The following is a 15,901-nucleotide window of genomic DNA, read 5'->3' on the forward strand; positions in this document are numbered from 1 at the left end:
ACCTCGATCATCGCGGGGTCAGTCCTGGATTCGGGGCCGATCCTAGTAATCGCTGCTCGCGGCAGGCAATTGACGCATGGCCAAACTGCCCTCCGGGCGAAAGTAAGGGACTGTTTAGGGGTGCTGATAGGGGTTCGCCCCTGCCCTTTTAATGACCTCATGCCCTCAACTCTTCAGACGGAGACGGCCGAGCGGGATCCCGGCCTTCCCCAGGAAATGCGTGACATGCTTTCCGAAGCCCTGAGCCGACCGGCCGCGCAACAGCCCCCGTGGCCCGACGCGGCCCGGGCGCGCTCGGTCTCCGCGTTCCTGGTCACCCTGCCCCCGCTCGTCACCCCCGGTCGCATCCGGGAACTGCGGTGGGACCTGGCGCGCGTCGCCAGGGGCGAGGCGTTCCTGCTCCAGGGAGGCGACTGCGCCGAGACCTTCGCCGGCAACACTCCGGAGCACGTCCGGGGCAACGTCGCGACGCTGCTGAGGATGGCCGCCGTGCTGGCCGATGCCGCCGGCCGGCCGGTGGTCACCGTCGGGCGGACGGCCGGCCAGTACGCCAAGCCGCGCTCCCAGGCCGTCGACGGTCTGGGCCTGCCCGTCTACCGCGGGGACATCGTCAACGCCGCGGAACCGCACGCGCGGGCGCGCATCCCGGACCCGGTGCGGATGCTCGGGGCGTACCAGAACGCGCGCGCGACGCTCGACCTGCTGGGCCCAGAGCAGCCCGGAGCCGTCTACACCAGCCACGAGGCCCTGCTGCTCGACTACGAACGCGCCCTGCTGGTCCCGGACCCGGACGGCCTGCCGCGGCTGTACGCGGGGTCGGCGCACTTCCTGTGGATCGGCGAGCGCACCCGGCAGCCCGACGGCGCGCACATCGCGTTCGCGCGGCTGCTCGCCAACCCGGTCGGTGTGAAGATCGGTCCCGGCACCACACCCGAGCAGGCGGCCGAGTACGTCGAGCGGCTCGACCCCGAGGCCGAGCCCGGACGTCTCACGCTGATCAGCCGGATGGGCAGCGCCCGGGTGCGGGACGTGCTGCCGCCCATCGTCGAACGCGTCACCGCGACCGGGCACCAGGTCGTCTGGCAGTGCGACCCCATGCACGGCAACACCCGGGAGTCGGCGATCGGTTACAAGACGCGGCACTTCGACGACATCGCCGACGAGATCGAGGGGTTCTGGGCGGTGCACCGCGCGCTCGGCACCCACCCGGGCGGTGTGCACCTGGAACTGACCGGGGACGACGTGACCGAGTGCCTCGGCGGCGCGCAGGGCATCACCGAGTACGGCCTCGCCGGACGGTACGAAAGCGCCTGCGACCCGCGGCTCAACGCGGGCCAGGCACTGGAACTGGCCCAGCGCGTCGCCGCCCTTTTCGAGAAGTGAGTGCGTCAGGCACATCAATGTGCCCGTGGCACAACAAAGTGCCTTCTTCCGCTCCCTGCCACAGGAACGCATCATGGGGGCTGTAACAAACGGTGCACTATTGGAGGCGACCGGAGATGGGCCAGCCTGCCCTGCAAAAGAGCAAAACGCCGTGGCTGATGATCAGCGTTTTGTGTCTCGGCCAGATGATGATCGTGATCGACCAGAACATCGTCAACGTGGCGCTGCCGGCCGTTCAGTCGGGACTCGGGTTTTCCTCGGAAAACCTCGTGTGGGTCGTCAACGCGTATGTCATCCCATTCGGCGGTCTGCTTCTTCTGGCGGGCCGGCTCGGTGACCTGATCGGCCGGAAAATCATCTTCCTGACCGGTATCGCGCTGTTCAGCCTCTCCTCCCTGCTGTGCGGTTTCGCGTCCAGCGAAGCGATGCTGATCCTCTTCCGCTTCATCCAGGGCATCGGCGGCGCCGTGGCTTCCGCCTGCATCCTGGGTATGGTCGCGACCACCTTCTCCGAGCCGCGCAAGCAGGCGCAGGCGATCGGTGCTTACAGCTTCGCGTCCGCGGGTGGCGGTGCTGTCGGACCGCTGCTCGGCGGTGTCCTCACCGACACGCTGAGCTGGAACTGGATCTTCTTCATCAACGCCCCGATCGGCGCGGTCCTCATCCTGGTCGGCCTGGGCCGGATCGAGCGCGACCCTGGCCAGGGGCTGAGCAAGGGCACCGACTTCCTCGGCGCCCTGCTGGTCACGGCCGGCATGATGCTCCTCGTCTACACGATCGTCGACGCCGAGCAGGCCGGCTGGGCCTCGGCCCAGACGCTGCTCCTCGGCCTGCTGTCCATCGCGCTCCTCGTCGGTTTCGTCGTGCGCCAGGCCACCGCCAAGCACCCGCTGCTGCCGCTCAAGATCTTCCGCTCCCGGAGCCTGACGGCGGCGAACATCGTGCAGTTCATGATGATCGCGGGCATGTTCGGGCTGCTTTTCTTCGGCACGCTCTACGTCCAGCGCGTGCTCGGATACAGCTCGCTGGAGGCGGGTCTCGGATTCGTCCCGATCGCTGTGGTGATCGCGGGAATCTCCATCGGGCTCTCCGCCCGGCTGATCACCAGGTTCGGCCAGCGTCCCATGCTGTTCCTGGGCCTCGTCCTGATCATCGCGGCCTTCGTGATGCTCTCGTTCACCCGAGTCGACGGGACCTACGTGGCGGACTTCATGCCCGCCAGCATCGTCATGGGCACGGGCTTCGGCTTGGCCGCGCCCGCGATGATGGGACTGGGCATGTCGGCCGTCACGCCGGAGGAGTCGGGTATCGCCTCCGGCCTGTTCAACACGACGCAGCAGATCGGCGGCGCCATCGGGCTCGCCGTGCTGAGCGCGGTGGTCACCGCCCGTACGGACTCCCTCACCGCCGCGGGCAAGGACGAGCCGAACGCGCTGCTCGGCGGCTACCACGCGGCCTTCCTGCTCGCGGCCGGGTTCGTGCTGGTGGCCCTGATCGTCGGGGCGGTCATGCTGAGGAACCCGCGGGCGGGTGAGCAGCCGCAGGCCGGCGACTCGGCAGAGTCCGCCCAGCAGAACGTCGTCATCCCCTGACCGGTCCCCGAAAGGGGCGAGGCCGTCATCCGGCGGTCCGGTCGCACACGGCGGAGGCCGGGACCCGTGTCCCGGCCTCCGCCCTTTTTTCGGGAAACTCCGGTGACCGCCCCCCGGAATACCGCATTCCCTCCGCATGGGTACAGGAGTGTGACAACGGAACATTGCAGTGCCTTCTTCCGAACCGAAGTCCAGGCATATAAGAATTGGTCCGAGCCGGGGAATCACCCTTCCGTGGCCATGGAATTCTCGTCAGCCGTCCACGTGTATCCGAAAGGGAGCGAGAATGGCGGAATTGACGGAGACGCGTATTTTCCTGCGCCAGGACTCCGTCTTCCTGGCGGCCAACGGCGGGGTCTTCATGCGCAGCGCCAAAGGAAACTTCTACATCAAGGGCGACACCGCCTATGGCTGGACGAGCGCCCTCGCCCCGCAGCTCGCCAAGGGCACCACGCAGCGCGAACTGTGTGCCGGCCTGGACCCCCAGCGCGCCCGCATCGTCTCCGGACTCGTCCACAACCTCATGGACTCCGGGCTCGTGGCACCGCTGGACCCCGAGCCCGAAGGACTCCTGACCCCGGCCGAACTCACCCTGTTCGCCCCGCAGATCGCCTTCCTCGCCCACCACACCACCGCACCGCACCACGCCATGCGCCGGGTCCGCGACGTCCGCGTCGCCGTCGCCGGCGAGGGCGAGGAGGCGGCCACCGCGGCCCGGACCCTGCTGCGCAACGGCGTGGGGCACGTGGCGCTGCTCGGCTCCGCCGCGGGCGACCCGCGTGTGGTGGAGGAACTGCGGGCTGTGTGCCGGGAGTCGGCGCAGCGGGGAGCCGAGGCGGACGTGACCCTCCTCGCCGCCGCGTGGGACCACGGCTGGACAGCCGGCCTCGCGGACTGGAAGCCGTCCGCCGTCCTGGCCCCGCCCCACGGCGTGCCTGACCGCACGCGGGACGAGCTGGCCCGGACGGCCCGCGCGGCCGGTGCCGCCTTCGTCTCCGCCCGGACCTACGGCGACCTCCTGGTCAAGGGCCCGCTGGAGTCCGGCTCCAAGCCGTGCCGGAACTGCCTGGAACTCCAGCTGGCCGACCACGCCGCCGACTCCCTCGTGGCCGACCTCCACCGCCGGCGTGTTGCGGCGCTCGCCCGCCCCGGCGCCGCACGTGTCTCCCCGGTCGTAGCGATGACGGCGGCGAGCGAACTGGCCACCGAGGTCTTCCAGCACCTCTCCGGAGCGCGGGTACCCGACCTCCTCGGTGCCGTCCTGGTCCAGCACCCGCTGACCTTGGAGACCTGGCGCGAAACCCTGGTCGCGCGCCCCGACTGCGCCGTGTGCGCGAGCGCGCCCTCCCTCGCCGAACGGCAGACCCGCCTGAAGGCCGTCCGCAAGGGCGACCACGACCTGCCGGAGGCGACGGTGGGGAGGACAACGCCGGAAGCTACGCGGAGAGCACCGCCCTGGCGCTGCTGGAGGGCCTGGAACGCTACGCGGGACAGCAGCCGCGCGCCAGCCGGACCGTCGTCCGCGCCCCCCTGGACTCCCTGACCGCCCCCGCGCTGGCTCCGCGCCCCGTGCACGGATACCCGGACGAGGTCTACGCCCGCCATCCCTTCCTGCTGGCGCCCTTCCGCGGCGACCAGGAGACCGACTGGGTGTGGGGCTACTCCTTCGCGCGGTCGGCGCCCGTCCTGGTGCCCAAGGCGCTGGCCTACTACGGTCCCCAGAGCCCGGGCGAACAGTTCGTGATCGGTTCGTCCAGCGGGTGCGCGACCGGCAGCTGCCTGGAGGAGGCGGCCCTGTACGGCCTGCTGGAACTCATCGAACGGGACGCCTTCCTGCTGGCCTGGCACACGGCCGCGCACCTGCCCGAGATCCTCCCCGACAGCTGCGCCACCCCGGAGACCGCCGACACGGTGGACCGGATGCGCGCCCTCGGGTACGAGATCCGGCTCTTCGACCTGCGGGCCGACCTCCCGTTCCCGGTCGTGCTGTGCACGGCCGTACGCCGCGAGCCGGGACCGGGCAACCTCTGCATGTCGGCCGGGGCGGCCCTCGACCCGGAGGAGGCCGCTCTCACCGCCGTACGCGAAGTCGCCACGTACCTGCCGGGCTTCGGGGCCCGGGTCCGGCGGCAGGAGCAGCGGCTCAGGGCCATCGCCGCCGACTACGACAAACTCGTGGACCTGCCGCAGCACGCCCTGCTGTACGGCCTCCCGGAGATGGCCGACCGTGTCCCCGCCCCCTTCACCGCCCCGCGCGAACACGCGGGGACCCTCGCCGAGGCGTTCGAGGACTGGCAGCGGCTCCGCCCCCGCCACACCGACCTGCGGGACCTGCTCCTCTTCACCGTGGACGCGGTCCGCGCTCTCGGCGACGACGTCGTCGTGGTCGAGCAGACCTGCCCCGAGCAGTCCGTCATCGGTGTGCGCACCGCGGCGGTGATCGCCCCCGGTCTGGTGCCGATCGACTTCGGCTGGGAACGCCAGCGGGTGCTGCACAGCGAGCGCCTGCGGACGGTGCGGCACCGGGCGGCACGCACCGATGGCCCAGTGCGCGCCGACGCCGTCCACCGGCACCCGCACCCCTTCATGTGACGTCAGGTGACGCCCGCACGGACGTGAGGAGACAACCGTTGCCGACCCCCCGTACGCCCGGCGCACGGGCCGCCGTCGAGGACGTGCTCGGCTACGTCGAAACGGTGAGCGACCGGATGGGCACCTCGCTGGAACCCGTGGGACGCGACCGCCCCTCGCCCCACACCGTCCACCCGGCCGCCGCGCGGATCATGCTGCCCCCGGCCGGCGCCGCCCCCATGGGGGACATACGCCGGGCCCTGCGCGACCCGGCCGGGCATCCCGGCGAGGACCTCTCCGGCATCGACGGCCCCTGGCTGAGCCGCGCGCTGCACCTGTCCGCCGGAACGCTCTCCCGGCGCTGGCAGATCGACTGGACGGGACACGCGGCCCAGCGGGCCCGCGCCCCCAGCGCCCTCTGGGGCAGGGGAACGCCCTCCGGAGGCGGCACCTACCCCTGGGAGCTGTACTGGGCGCCGGGCCCGGGGCTGCCCATCGCCCCCGGCGTGCTGCACTACGCCTCCGGACCGCACGCCCTCGAACGGCTGACCACCGGTGACCCGACACCGGCGATCCGCGCCGCCCTGCCCGACGACCCCGGCCGGCACGAAGGCGGGTTCCTGCTGTGCACCGTGCGCCTGTGGAAGAACGCCTACAAATACGCCGAACTCTCCTACCACTTGGCGACGCACGACCTCGGCGCGCTGCTCGGCACCTGGAGCGCCCTGCACCGGGCGCGGGCCGTGCCGTACCGGCACCACCTCTGGTTCGACGAACCCGCCCTGAACCGGGTACTCGGCCTGGACCCCCGGCAGGAGTCGGTGCATGCCGTCATCCCCCTGCCCTGGGGCGGTGCCGGCCGCGCCGAATCCGCCGGCACCGCACCGCAGAGCCCGCCCGTGCGCCGACCGCCGGGCGAGGCGTCGCGCCCGACCCGCGCCTTCGCACGGGCCGACGCGGCACGGCGGGCGACCGCCGCCCCCGCCCCCGTCCCGTCCGGTCCCCCCGCCGACCACCGTTCCCCGGGCAGCGCCACCGGGTTCGTGCCGTTGCCGCCGGAGCCCTGCGTCCCGGCCCGGGACCTGGCGGACGTACTGTCGCGCCGCAGCTCGGCGTTCGGCCGCATGGACCCCTCCAGGTCGCTGAGCATGGAGGAACTGGCCGTGATCCTGCGCAGCGGTGCCGACGGACCGCACAGCGCGGGCCTGCCCAGGCTCACCGGCCTGTCCGTCCTGGCCCGCCGGGTCCGCGGTCTCGCGCCCGGCGCGTACCACTACGACCGCGCGCGGCACGGACTCGTCCCCGCGGCCGGCCCCGGCCCCGGCGCGGCGGACGGGCTCACCCAGCGGCACTACGCCATGCAGAACTACGCGGTGGACCAGGCGGCGGCCCTCGTCGCGTTCACCTGGCGGCCGCGACCGGCCCTGGAAACCCTGGGGCCGCGCGCCTACCGAGCCGCCCACGCGGAATCCGGAGCGGCCTCGCAGTACGTCAGCCTGGCGGCGCAGAGCATGGGCATCGCCTGCGGCATCGTGCTCGGCATGGACGCGCGGGCGGTCGACGACGCGCTGGGCGCGGACGACGACGACCGGCGCTCCTCGCTGTGCGCGTTCGTCGGCCACCTGCTGCCGGGAACCGCCTCGCTGGACGACCGTCTGCGCTGACCGCCCCACCGAGCCCCGTCAGGAGCACATCCATGTCCACGCAGCCCTACCTCCGGCATCCCCACCTCCACGGCGACCTGATCGTGTTCGTCGCCGACGACGACGTGTGGGGAACCACCACCGCGGGGGGCAGGGCCTGGCGTCTGACCGCCGACCGCGTACGGGTGGCCACCCCCAGGATCTCCCCGGACGGCCGCCTGCTGGCATGGACCTCCAGCCGCGACGGCGTCCCCGAGGCGTACGTGATGCCCGTCGAGGGCGGAGAACCGCGCCGGCTCACCCACTTCGGCCACGGCAGCACGCGCGTCGCCGGATGGACACCCAGCGGCGAGGTCGTCGTCTTGACGGCGCAGCACACCCATTCCGCGCACCACACCTGGGCCTGGGCGGTGCCCCCGGCGGACGGCCCCGCGCGGCGCCTGCCGTTCGGGCCGGTCGGCGACGTGGCCTTCGGACCGAACGGGGCGGTGCTGCTCAAGAGCGTGACCATGCTGCGCGAGGCCGCCTACTGGAAGGGCTACCGCGGCGGCACCACCGACGGCGGCGAGTTCACACCGGTGCCCCTGCGCCTGCCCGGCGGCGGACGGCCGGGCAACGTCGAGTGCCCGCTGTGGGTCGCGGACGAAGAGGACGGCACCTGGCGGATCGCCTACCTGGGCGACGGGGACGGCCGGGGCAGGCTGTGGTCCAGCACGCCCGACGGCCGCGACCCGCGGTGCCACACGCCCGGCCTCCCGTTCTACGCGCGGGGCGCCGCGACCGACGGCCGGCGCGTCGTGCTGCACAGCGGCGGAGACCTGTGGCTCCTGCCGGGCTGCTCCCCGGACGCCGAGGCCCACCGGATCGACTTACGCCTCACCGGAGTGCGGGCGGGAACGCTCCCGTACCGGGTGGCCGCCGAGGAATGGACGGGCGACTACGACCTCGACGCCTCGGGCGCCCACTGCGTTGTGGAGATCCGCGGCACCGTCCACCATCTGGCCCCCGACGGGTCCGCCCGCCGCGCGCTCTCGGAACGGCCCGGGGTGCGGTGCCGGCTGCCTCGGTTCGCCGGCCCCGGGGGAGAGGTCGTGTGGGTGTCCGACGCCTTCGGCGAGGACCGCCTGGAGAGGTGCCGGCCGGGGCAGGACCCGCGGCCCCTGGCCGTCGGAGCGCTCGGCCGCGTCCTCGAACTGCGGATCTCCGCCGACGGCCGGTATGCGGCGCTGGCGTCGCACGACGGCCGGGTGCTGCTCGTCGACCTGGACCGGGAGAAGGCCACGGAGGTCGACCGGAGCCGCCACGAGGAAGTCACGGGCCTCGCGTTCTCCCCGGACGGGCGGTGGCTGGCCTGGTCCCACCCTGGGCCCGAGCGCATGCGCCAGATCCGGCTCGCCGACACCGCGGCCGGCACCGTGTGGGAGGCGACCGAGATGCGGTTCTGCGACCACGCGCCGGTGTTCACCCGGGACGGCCGGCATCTGGCGTTCCTCTCCGACCGGGTGTTCGACCCCGAGTACCAGGCGCACTCCCTCGACCTCGCCGTCGTCGCGGCGGGCCGCCCCCACCTGCTGGCCCTCACCGACGACTGCCCCGACCGCCCCGCCGGGAAGGCCACGGCTACCGCGGTCGAACTGCGCGGCCTGCCCGCCCGGGTCGTGCCGCTCCCCGTCGAGGCCGGCGTCCTCACGGACCTCGCCGCGGCGGACGACTGCCTGCTGTGGATACGCCGGGCACGCCGCGGCGAACTCGGCGACGCGCGCGCCGGAGTGCCCGGCCCCGCACCCGCGGACGTGCTGGAGCACTGGGACCTGCGCCACGGGCGGCTTTCGGTGCTGCGGCAGGGCATCGGCGGCTACCGCGTCAGCCCGGACGGCACCCGCCTGCTGCTGCACGACGGCACCGCCCTCGTCAGCCGGGCGCCCGCCGACGGCTCGGCCGAGCGGCCGGTGGACCTCTCCTCACTGCGGGTCGTGGTGCACCCGCAGTCCGAATGGCGGCAGGCGTACGACGAGGACGCCCGCATCATGCGGGACAACTTCTGGCGGCCCGATCTCGGCGGCGTGCACTGGACGGACGTCCAGGAGCGCTACCGGCCGCTCCTGGACCGTCTCGGCAGCCGCGAGGAGTTCGTGGACCTGCTCTGGGAGGTGCACGGCGAACTGCGCTGCTCCCACGCTTATGTGACGGTGCCGTACCAGCGCTCCGGTGCCGCCCCCGCCGACGCCGCGGCGGCCACCGGACGCCCGGGACTGCTCGGCGCGGACCTCACCCCGGACGCCGAGGGAGTGTGGCGGGTGACGCGTGTGCTGCCGGGCGACAGCTCCGTGCCCGCGGCTCGGTCCCCCCTCGCCACCCCCGGAGTGGCGGTCCGGCCGGGCGACGCCCTGCTCGCCGTCGACGGGAAGCCGGTCGACCCCGTCACGGGACCGGCCCCGCTGCTGCTGGGAACGGCGAACCGGCCGGTGGAGCTGACTGTGCGGCCCGCGGCCGGCGGGCCCACCCGCGCGGTGACCGTCGTGCCCCTCGCCGCGGAGACCGCCCTGCGCTACCAGGACCTGGTCACCGGGCGCCGCGCCCATGTACGGCGCCGCGGCGGCGGTAGGCTGGGCTACCTCCACGTCCCCGACATGTCCGCGAACGGCTGGGCGCAGCTCCACCGTGACCTGCGGGCGGAGATGGGCCACGACGCCGTCGTGGTGGACTTCCGGGAGAACGCCGGCGGTCACCTCTCCCACCTCGTGGTCGAACGCCTCGCCCGGCGCGTTCTCGGCTGGCACCTGCGGCGCGGATCGCGGCCCGAGACCTACCCGGTGTCGGCCCGGCGCGGCCCGCTGGTGTTCCTGGCGGACCAGCTCACCGGCTCCGACGGCGACTGTGCGGTCGCGGCGGTGCAGGAGCTCGGCCTCGGCCCGGTCGTCGGGACCCGCACCTGGGGCGGGGTCCTGGGGATGGAGACCGGCTATGCCCTCGTGGACGGCACCGGCCTCGTCCAGCCGCGCGGAGGCTACTGGCTGGAGCGAGGCGGGTGGGGCGTGGAGAACCACGGCGTGGAGCCCGACATCGAGGTCGTCCTCGCCCCGCAGGACGCCGCCGCCGGAACCGACCCGCAGCTGGACACGGCGATCCGCGTGGCCCTCGACGCCCTGGACAGGCAGGCCCCGGCGGTCCCGCCGTCGCCGCCGGCCGGCCTCGCCCAGGTCAGGGACGCAGGCCTGCCAGGACTTCGGTGACGGTCGCGAGGACCTCCTGCTGCCGGTCCTCCAGATAGAAGTGGCCGCCGGGGAAGGTGTGCACCTCGCAGCCGCCCGAGGTGTGGTCACGCCAGGCGAGCGCCTCCTCCGGTGTGGTGTGCGGATCGCTGTCCCCGACGAGAACGGCGATCGGCGCCCCGATCCGGACGTCCGTGCCGCGCCAGTAGCGCTCCACGGCGCGGTAGTCGCTGCGCAGTGTCGGCAGCACCATCTCGAGCAGCTCCCGGTCCTGGAGGATCCGGGAGTCGGTGCCGCCCAGGGCGCGGATGTCCGCGATGATGCCGTCGTCGTCGCGCAGGTGGACGCTCTCCTCCCGGAAGCGGCTCGGGGCGCGGCGCCCCGACGCGAATAGGACCAGCGGGCCCGCCCCGTCCCGTTCCATCAGACGGGCCACCTCGAACGCCACGACCGCGCCCATGCTGTGTCCGAAGAGCGCCACCGGCCGGCCCGGCCCGACGATCCCGGCGTCTGCCAGGGCGGCGTGGGCCTGCCGGGCCAGTTCACCGATGTCGTCGATGCAGGGGGTGTGCCGGCGTTCCTGGCGCCCCGGGTACTGCACGGCCGTGACCTCGTAGGCAGGGGCGAGCGCGGCGGACACCGGGGAGTAGTACGGTGCCGAACCTCCGGCGTGCGGAAAGCAGACCAGGCCCAGGCGGCTTTCCGGCGCCGGATTGTAGCGGCGTATCCACTGGTCCGATTCGGCAGCTGAGAGAGTCATGTGCGAGTCCTCCCGGGAGTGATCACATCAGGGCCAACGTCGCACGGTCCGTATGGGCCGACAACCCCTAATCCGCCTGCCGTTCCAGGGGGTTGTTAGGGGTTACCGCTGAAGATCCATTCTCCTTATGGTTCCGGTGGATCGAAGGGATGGAGAATATGCCGAGCAGGAGAACCGTTCTCAAAGCCGCGAGTGGAATAGCCGTGGCCGCCACCACCGGAGCCGTGTCTTCCGCGACTTTCGCCTCCGCGGTTCCGAAAACGCTGTCGGGCGACAAGTGGGATGTGCTGCGGTCCGCGCTCACCGGTGAGCTGGTCCGTCCTTCCGACGCGAATTACGCGAATGCCAAGCTGGTGTATCTCGGCGAGTACAGCGCCGTGAATCCTGAGGGCGTGGCCTTCTGCCGGACGGCCGAGGACGTGCGCACGTGTCTGCGGTTCGCGCAGGACTACGGCGTGGAGGTGCGCACACGCAGCGGCGGCCACAACCTCGCCGGCTGGTCGACGGGCGAGGGACTCGTCATCGACCTGTCACAGTTCGACCAGGTCCGCGTCGGCAGCACGACCGTGCACGTCGGCCCCGGGGTGAAGGCCATCGACGCCCTCGCCGCGCTGCAGCCGTACAACCGCCAGATCGTGACCGGCACCTGCCCGACCGTGTGCCCCGGCGGTTTCCTCTCCGGCGGCGGCATCGGACACCAGACGCGCAAGTACGGCACCGGCTCCGACCGGCTCGTCTCCGCGACGGTCATGCTTGCCGACGGCCGTCTGGTGCGCACCTCCGCCACCGAACGGCCCGAGCTGTTCTGGGCGCTGCGCGGTGGCGGCGGCGGCAACTTCGGCATCGTCCTCGACTTCGAGGTCCGCCCGATCGACCAGCCGCGCGGCGTGTACTTCGACACCGTATGGCCCTGGGACAAGGCCCAGGAGGTGCTGGAGACGTGGCAGGAATGGAGCGTGTCCAGCCCGTACGATCTCGGTTCCTCCCTCCTCGTGGCACTGCCCGACGCCGCCTCGGGCAACACACCGACGATCATGCTCACGGGCGCCTACTGGGGCCGGCAGAGCGCACTGGAGGCCCAGCTCGCCGAGATGGCCGCGCAGGCCGGCACCCAGCCGGTCAGCAAGGTGGTCGCCGAACTCTCGTACGGCGATGTGATGCACCGGGTGTACGGCTGCGCGCAGAGCACCACGCGCGAGTGCCACCTCGTCGGCCAGAACCCGGATGCCAAGCTGCCCCGCAACGGCCTGCTGCGCGAACGGACCCGGATCTTCGACCGCCCGGTGACCGGAACGATCCTGGCGGACGCGCTGGCCTCCTACGACCAGGACCGGCAGGCCGGGCAGACCCGCTTCCTCAGCTTCACCGCGACCGGCGGCAAGGCGAACGAGGCGAGCCGGACCGAGACTGCGTACTGGCACCGCACCGCCCAGTTCATGACCGGATTCGCCGCGATGACCCAGTCCCCGACGCTGCCCGCGGACGAGGAAGCCGCCCTGGTCGACTGGGTGGACCGGGGATTCCGCACGCTGGAGCCGGCGTCCACGGGCGAGGCGTACATTAACTTTCCCGACCCCCGCCTCACCGACTGGCAGCGGGCGTACTACGGGGACAACTACGCCAGGCTGCTCAAGGTCAAGACGTCGTACGACCCCACCAACGTGTTCCACCACGCGCAGAGCGTGGGCAGCTGACCCGGCGGAAGGGACAGAGGCATCAGTTACCTCGGGATCGACGTCGGAGGGACGAAGGTCGCCCTGCGCGTCCACGATCACACGGGAAGCGGCGGCACAGCGGAGGACACCTTCCTCTGGTCCGCGTCGAGCGATGCCGCGGGGGACCTGGAACTGCTCGCCGAGCGGGTCCGGGCGCTGCTGCGGCGTCACCCCTCACCGCTCGGCGGCGTCGGGGTGGCCGTACCGGCCGTCTGCGACGCGGGCGGTACGGTGCTGACCTGGCCGGGACGGCCGAGCTGGGTGGGCCTCGACCTGAGGGCCGCCCTGGCAGGCATCCTCCCGGACACCCCCGTGGCCTGCGCCGACGACGGCGACCTCGCCGCGCTGGCCGAGGCCCGGGAGGCGGACTGCGCCAACCTGCTGTACCTCGGGGTGGGTACGGGCATCGGAGGCGGACTGGTCTTCGCGGGACGTTCGTGGCCGGGACCGGCCCGCGGCTCCTTCGAGATCGGGCATCTCGTCATCGACCGCGCCGGACCGCGGTGCGACTGCGGACGCCGGGGCTGCGCGCAAGCGGTCGCGTCGGGACCGGCCACCCTGCGGCGTGCCGCCGAGCTGCGGGGCCGGGAGGTCACCTTCCCGGACCTGGTCGAGGCGGCCGGCGCCGGTGCGGCGTGGGCCGTGACGGCACTGGAGGAGAACGCGGCCGCTGTGGCCCGTGTCGTGGTCGGTGTCTGCGAGTTGGCGCACCCCGACCTGGTTCTGGTGGGCGGCGGGTTCGCCGCGGGCGCGCCGGGTCTCGTGGACGCGGTCGCCGCGCACGTGAAGGAACTGACCCGGCCCGGTGTCGCACCGCCTCCGGTCCGCCCCGCCGTCCTGGGCGGACGGTCCTCCCTGTACGGCGCCCTTCTGCTCGCCGAGGAGACCTTCGGGACGGTACGCCGGGCTGCCGGCTGAGGCCTGGAGTCCGGGGGAGAGGGAGCAATGGCACACAGCAGGAGAACCAACGAATCGGGTGTGCCCGTCGAGCCGGTCTACGGGCCGGAGGCTCTGGCGGACTGGGACCCGGCCGGGAAGCTGGGCGAGCCGGGCGCGTATCCGTTCACTCGCGGCGTGTACCCGAGCATGTACACGGGCCGGCCGTGGACGATGCGCCAGTACGCCGGTTTCGGTACGGCGGTGGAGTCCAACGTCCGCTACAAGCAGCTGATCGCCAACGGCACGATGGGTCTGTCGGTCGCCTTCGACCTGCCCACCCAGATGGGCCACGACTCCGACGCGCCGATCGCGCACGGCGAGGTCGGCAAGGTGGGCGTGGCGATCGACTCGATCGACGACATGCGGGTGCTGTTCGGCGGCATCCCGCTGGACAAGGTGTCCACGTCGATGACGATCAATGCGCCCGCCGCCCTGCTGCTCCTGCTGTACCAACTCGTCGCCGAGGAGCAGGGCGTCAGCGCGGACAAGCTGACCGGCACGATCCAGAACGACGTGCTGAAGGAGTACATCGCGCGCGGGACGTACATCTTCCCGCCCAAGCCGTCGCTGCGGCTGATCGCCGACATCTTCAAGTACTGCAAGGCCGAGATCCCGAAGTGGAACACGATCTCGATCTCCGGCTACCACATGGCCGAGGCCGGCGCGTCGCCCGCGCAGGAGATCGCGTTCACGCTCGCCGACGGCATCGAGTACGTGCGCACGGCCGTCGCGGCCGGCATGGACGTCGACGACTTCGCGCCCCGGCTGTCCTTCTTCTTCGTCGCCCGGACCACGATCCTGGAGGAGGTCGCCAAGTTCCGTGCCGCGCGCCGGATCTGGGCGCGGGTGATGAAGGAGGAGTTCGGGGCGAGGAACCCGAAGTCGATGATGCTGCGGTTCCACACGCAGACGGCGGGCGTGCAGCTCACGGCGCAGCAGCCGGAGGTCAACCTGGTCCGGGTTGCGGTCCAGGGCCTCGCGGCGGTCCTCGGCGGCACGCAGTCGCTACACACCAACTCCTTCGACGAGGCGATCGCGCTGCCCACGGACAAGTCCGCACGTCTGGCCCTGCGTACCCAGCAGGTCCTCGCCTACGAGACGGACGCCACGGCGACGGTCGACCCGTTCGCCGGCTCCTACGTCATCGAGAAGATGACCGACGAGGTCGAGGCGGCTGCGCTGGAGCTGATGGGCAAGGTCGAGGACCTCGGCGGCGCGGTCAACGCGATCGAGCACGGCTTCCAGAAGAACGAGATCGAGCGCAACGCCTACCGCATCGCGCAGGAGACCGACAGCGGCGAGCGCGTCGTCGTCGGCGTCAACCGCTTCCAGCTCGACGAGGAGGACCCCTACGAGCCGCTGCGCGTCGACCCGGCCATCGAGGCCCAGCAGGCCGAACGCCTCGCCAAGCTGCGGGCATGGCGTGACCAGACGCGCGTCGACAGCGCACTGGCCAGGCTGCAGGAGACCGCCGAGGGCGAGGACAACCTGCTTCACCCCATGAAAGACGCCTTGGCCGCGTACGCCACCGTCGGCGAGGTCTGCAACGCGCTGCGGGAGGTCTGGGGGACGTACGTGCCCGGCGACGCCCTCTGATCCTCACCGGTTCCCTGGAGGCTGGCGAATCGATCGTTGCGCACGAGGCAGCGCCGCCATCGACGCGATCTTCGCATAGCCGCAGCCGGTCGGCAGAGCCTCTGGAGAGTGGCTCGTAGCCCACCGCGGGCCCAAAGTCCGAGAAAAGTCCCGGACATGCCGCCGCACCCCTCCCTGGCCCGCTGAGTAGCAGGTCAGACGGGGTGCGGCGGCATCGTCGTATCAAGTCCGGGAAGAGACCAGGCAGCGCCCTGACCTGCAGCGATGGCCGATCTTAGAGCACGTGACCTGCGCGAATGGCCTTTCGGCTGTTTCACGGTCGTGCCCGTTGATGCAACCGGAAGTCCCAAAAATGTCCCAGGGGACTCCCACGGCCCGCGGCTACTCTTTCGGCTCTAGTAGCGTGTCGCTACTTAGCTGTGGGTTGTTTGGTCGGGAGGCTGGTGTTTGGCAGACTCCTCTTCCGTTCTGCCGGACAGGGCTGGTGCGA

General features: G+C 72.0%; 10 protein-coding genes. 9 read left to right on the top strand and 1 reads right to left on the bottom strand.

The window, feature by feature from the left end:
- Positions 1 to 225: 225 nt before the first annotated feature.
- From ACIP4X_RS34815 to ACIP4X_RS34840, 6 genes are all read left to right on the top strand, one after another.
- A complete protein-coding gene (locus ACIP4X_RS34815) occupies positions 226 to 1,383 on the top strand; it encodes a 3-deoxy-7-phosphoheptulonate synthase (protein WP_391459834.1) in 1,158 nt (385 codons plus the stop codon).
- Positions 1,384 to 1,541: 158 nt separating this feature from the next.
- Positions 1,542 to 2,975: an MFS transporter gene (locus ACIP4X_RS34820; RefSeq protein ID WP_358737850.1), complete on the top strand. Its 1,434-nt coding sequence runs from the start codon at positions 1,542 to 1,544 to the stop codon at positions 2,973 to 2,975.
- A 286-nt stretch (positions 2,976 to 3,261) separates the two neighbouring features.
- Positions 3,262 to 4,518 (top strand): TOMM precursor leader peptide-binding protein, encoded by a 1,257-nt coding sequence (locus tag ACIP4X_RS34825; RefSeq protein WP_358737852.1) that lies wholly within the window; start codon positions 3,262 to 3,264, stop codon positions 4,516 to 4,518.
- Positions 4,449 to 5,567, top strand: a complete 1,119-nt coding sequence (locus ACIP4X_RS34830; RefSeq protein ID WP_401352342.1) for a YcaO-like family protein — start codon at positions 4,449 to 4,451, stop codon at positions 5,565 to 5,567. Before ACIP4X_RS34825 ends, ACIP4X_RS34830 begins: the two co-directional genes overlap by 70 nt.
- 38 nt (positions 5,568 to 5,605) lie before the next feature.
- The gene (locus ACIP4X_RS34835; RefSeq protein ID WP_391459832.1) at positions 5,606 to 7,210 is read left to right on the top strand and encodes a nitroreductase family protein; all 1,605 of its coding nucleotides are present in this window, start codon (positions 5,606 to 5,608) and stop codon (positions 7,208 to 7,210) included.
- 32 nt (positions 7,211 to 7,242) lie between these two features.
- The gene (locus ACIP4X_RS34840; RefSeq protein WP_391459830.1) at positions 7,243 to 10,422 is read left to right on the top strand and encodes a PDZ domain-containing protein; all 3,180 of its coding nucleotides are present in this window, start codon (positions 7,243 to 7,245) and stop codon (positions 10,420 to 10,422) included.
- Here the strand turns inward: ACIP4X_RS34840 and ACIP4X_RS34845 are convergent.
- A complete protein-coding gene (locus tag ACIP4X_RS34845) occupies positions 10,391 to 11,161 on the bottom strand; it encodes an alpha/beta fold hydrolase (protein ID WP_358737857.1) in 771 nt (256 codons plus the stop codon). The two genes, ACIP4X_RS34840 and ACIP4X_RS34845, sit on opposite strands and share 32 nt — an antisense overlap.
- Before the next feature lie 224 nt (positions 11,162 to 11,385).
- Here ACIP4X_RS34845 and ACIP4X_RS34850 point away from each other — a divergent pair, with 224 nt between their 5' ends.
- Genes ACIP4X_RS34850 through ACIP4X_RS34860 form a run of 3 tightly spaced genes read left to right on the top strand, consistent with a single transcriptional unit; the run spans position 11,386 to position 15,411 of the window.
- The gene (locus ACIP4X_RS34850) at positions 11,386 to 12,855 is read left to right on the top strand and encodes an FAD-dependent oxidoreductase (RefSeq protein WP_358737859.1); all 1,470 of its coding nucleotides are present in this window, start codon (positions 11,386 to 11,388) and stop codon (positions 12,853 to 12,855) included.
- Positions 12,856 to 12,891: 36 nt separating this feature from the next.
- The gene (locus ACIP4X_RS34855) at positions 12,892 to 13,794 is read left to right on the top strand and encodes an ROK family protein (RefSeq protein ID WP_358737869.1); all 903 of its coding nucleotides are present in this window, start codon (positions 12,892 to 12,894) and stop codon (positions 13,792 to 13,794) included.
- 27 nt (positions 13,795 to 13,821) lie between these two features.
- Positions 13,822 to 15,411: a methylmalonyl-CoA mutase family protein gene (locus ACIP4X_RS34860; protein WP_358737861.1), complete on the top strand. Its 1,590-nt coding sequence runs from the start codon at positions 13,822 to 13,824 to the stop codon at positions 15,409 to 15,411.
- The last annotated feature ends 490 nt before the right edge of the window (positions 15,412 to 15,901 follow it).

The organism is Streptomyces sp. NPDC088817, from assembly GCF_044750345.1.
Lineage (GTDB): Bacteria > Actinomycetota > Actinomycetes > Streptomycetales > Streptomycetaceae > Streptomyces.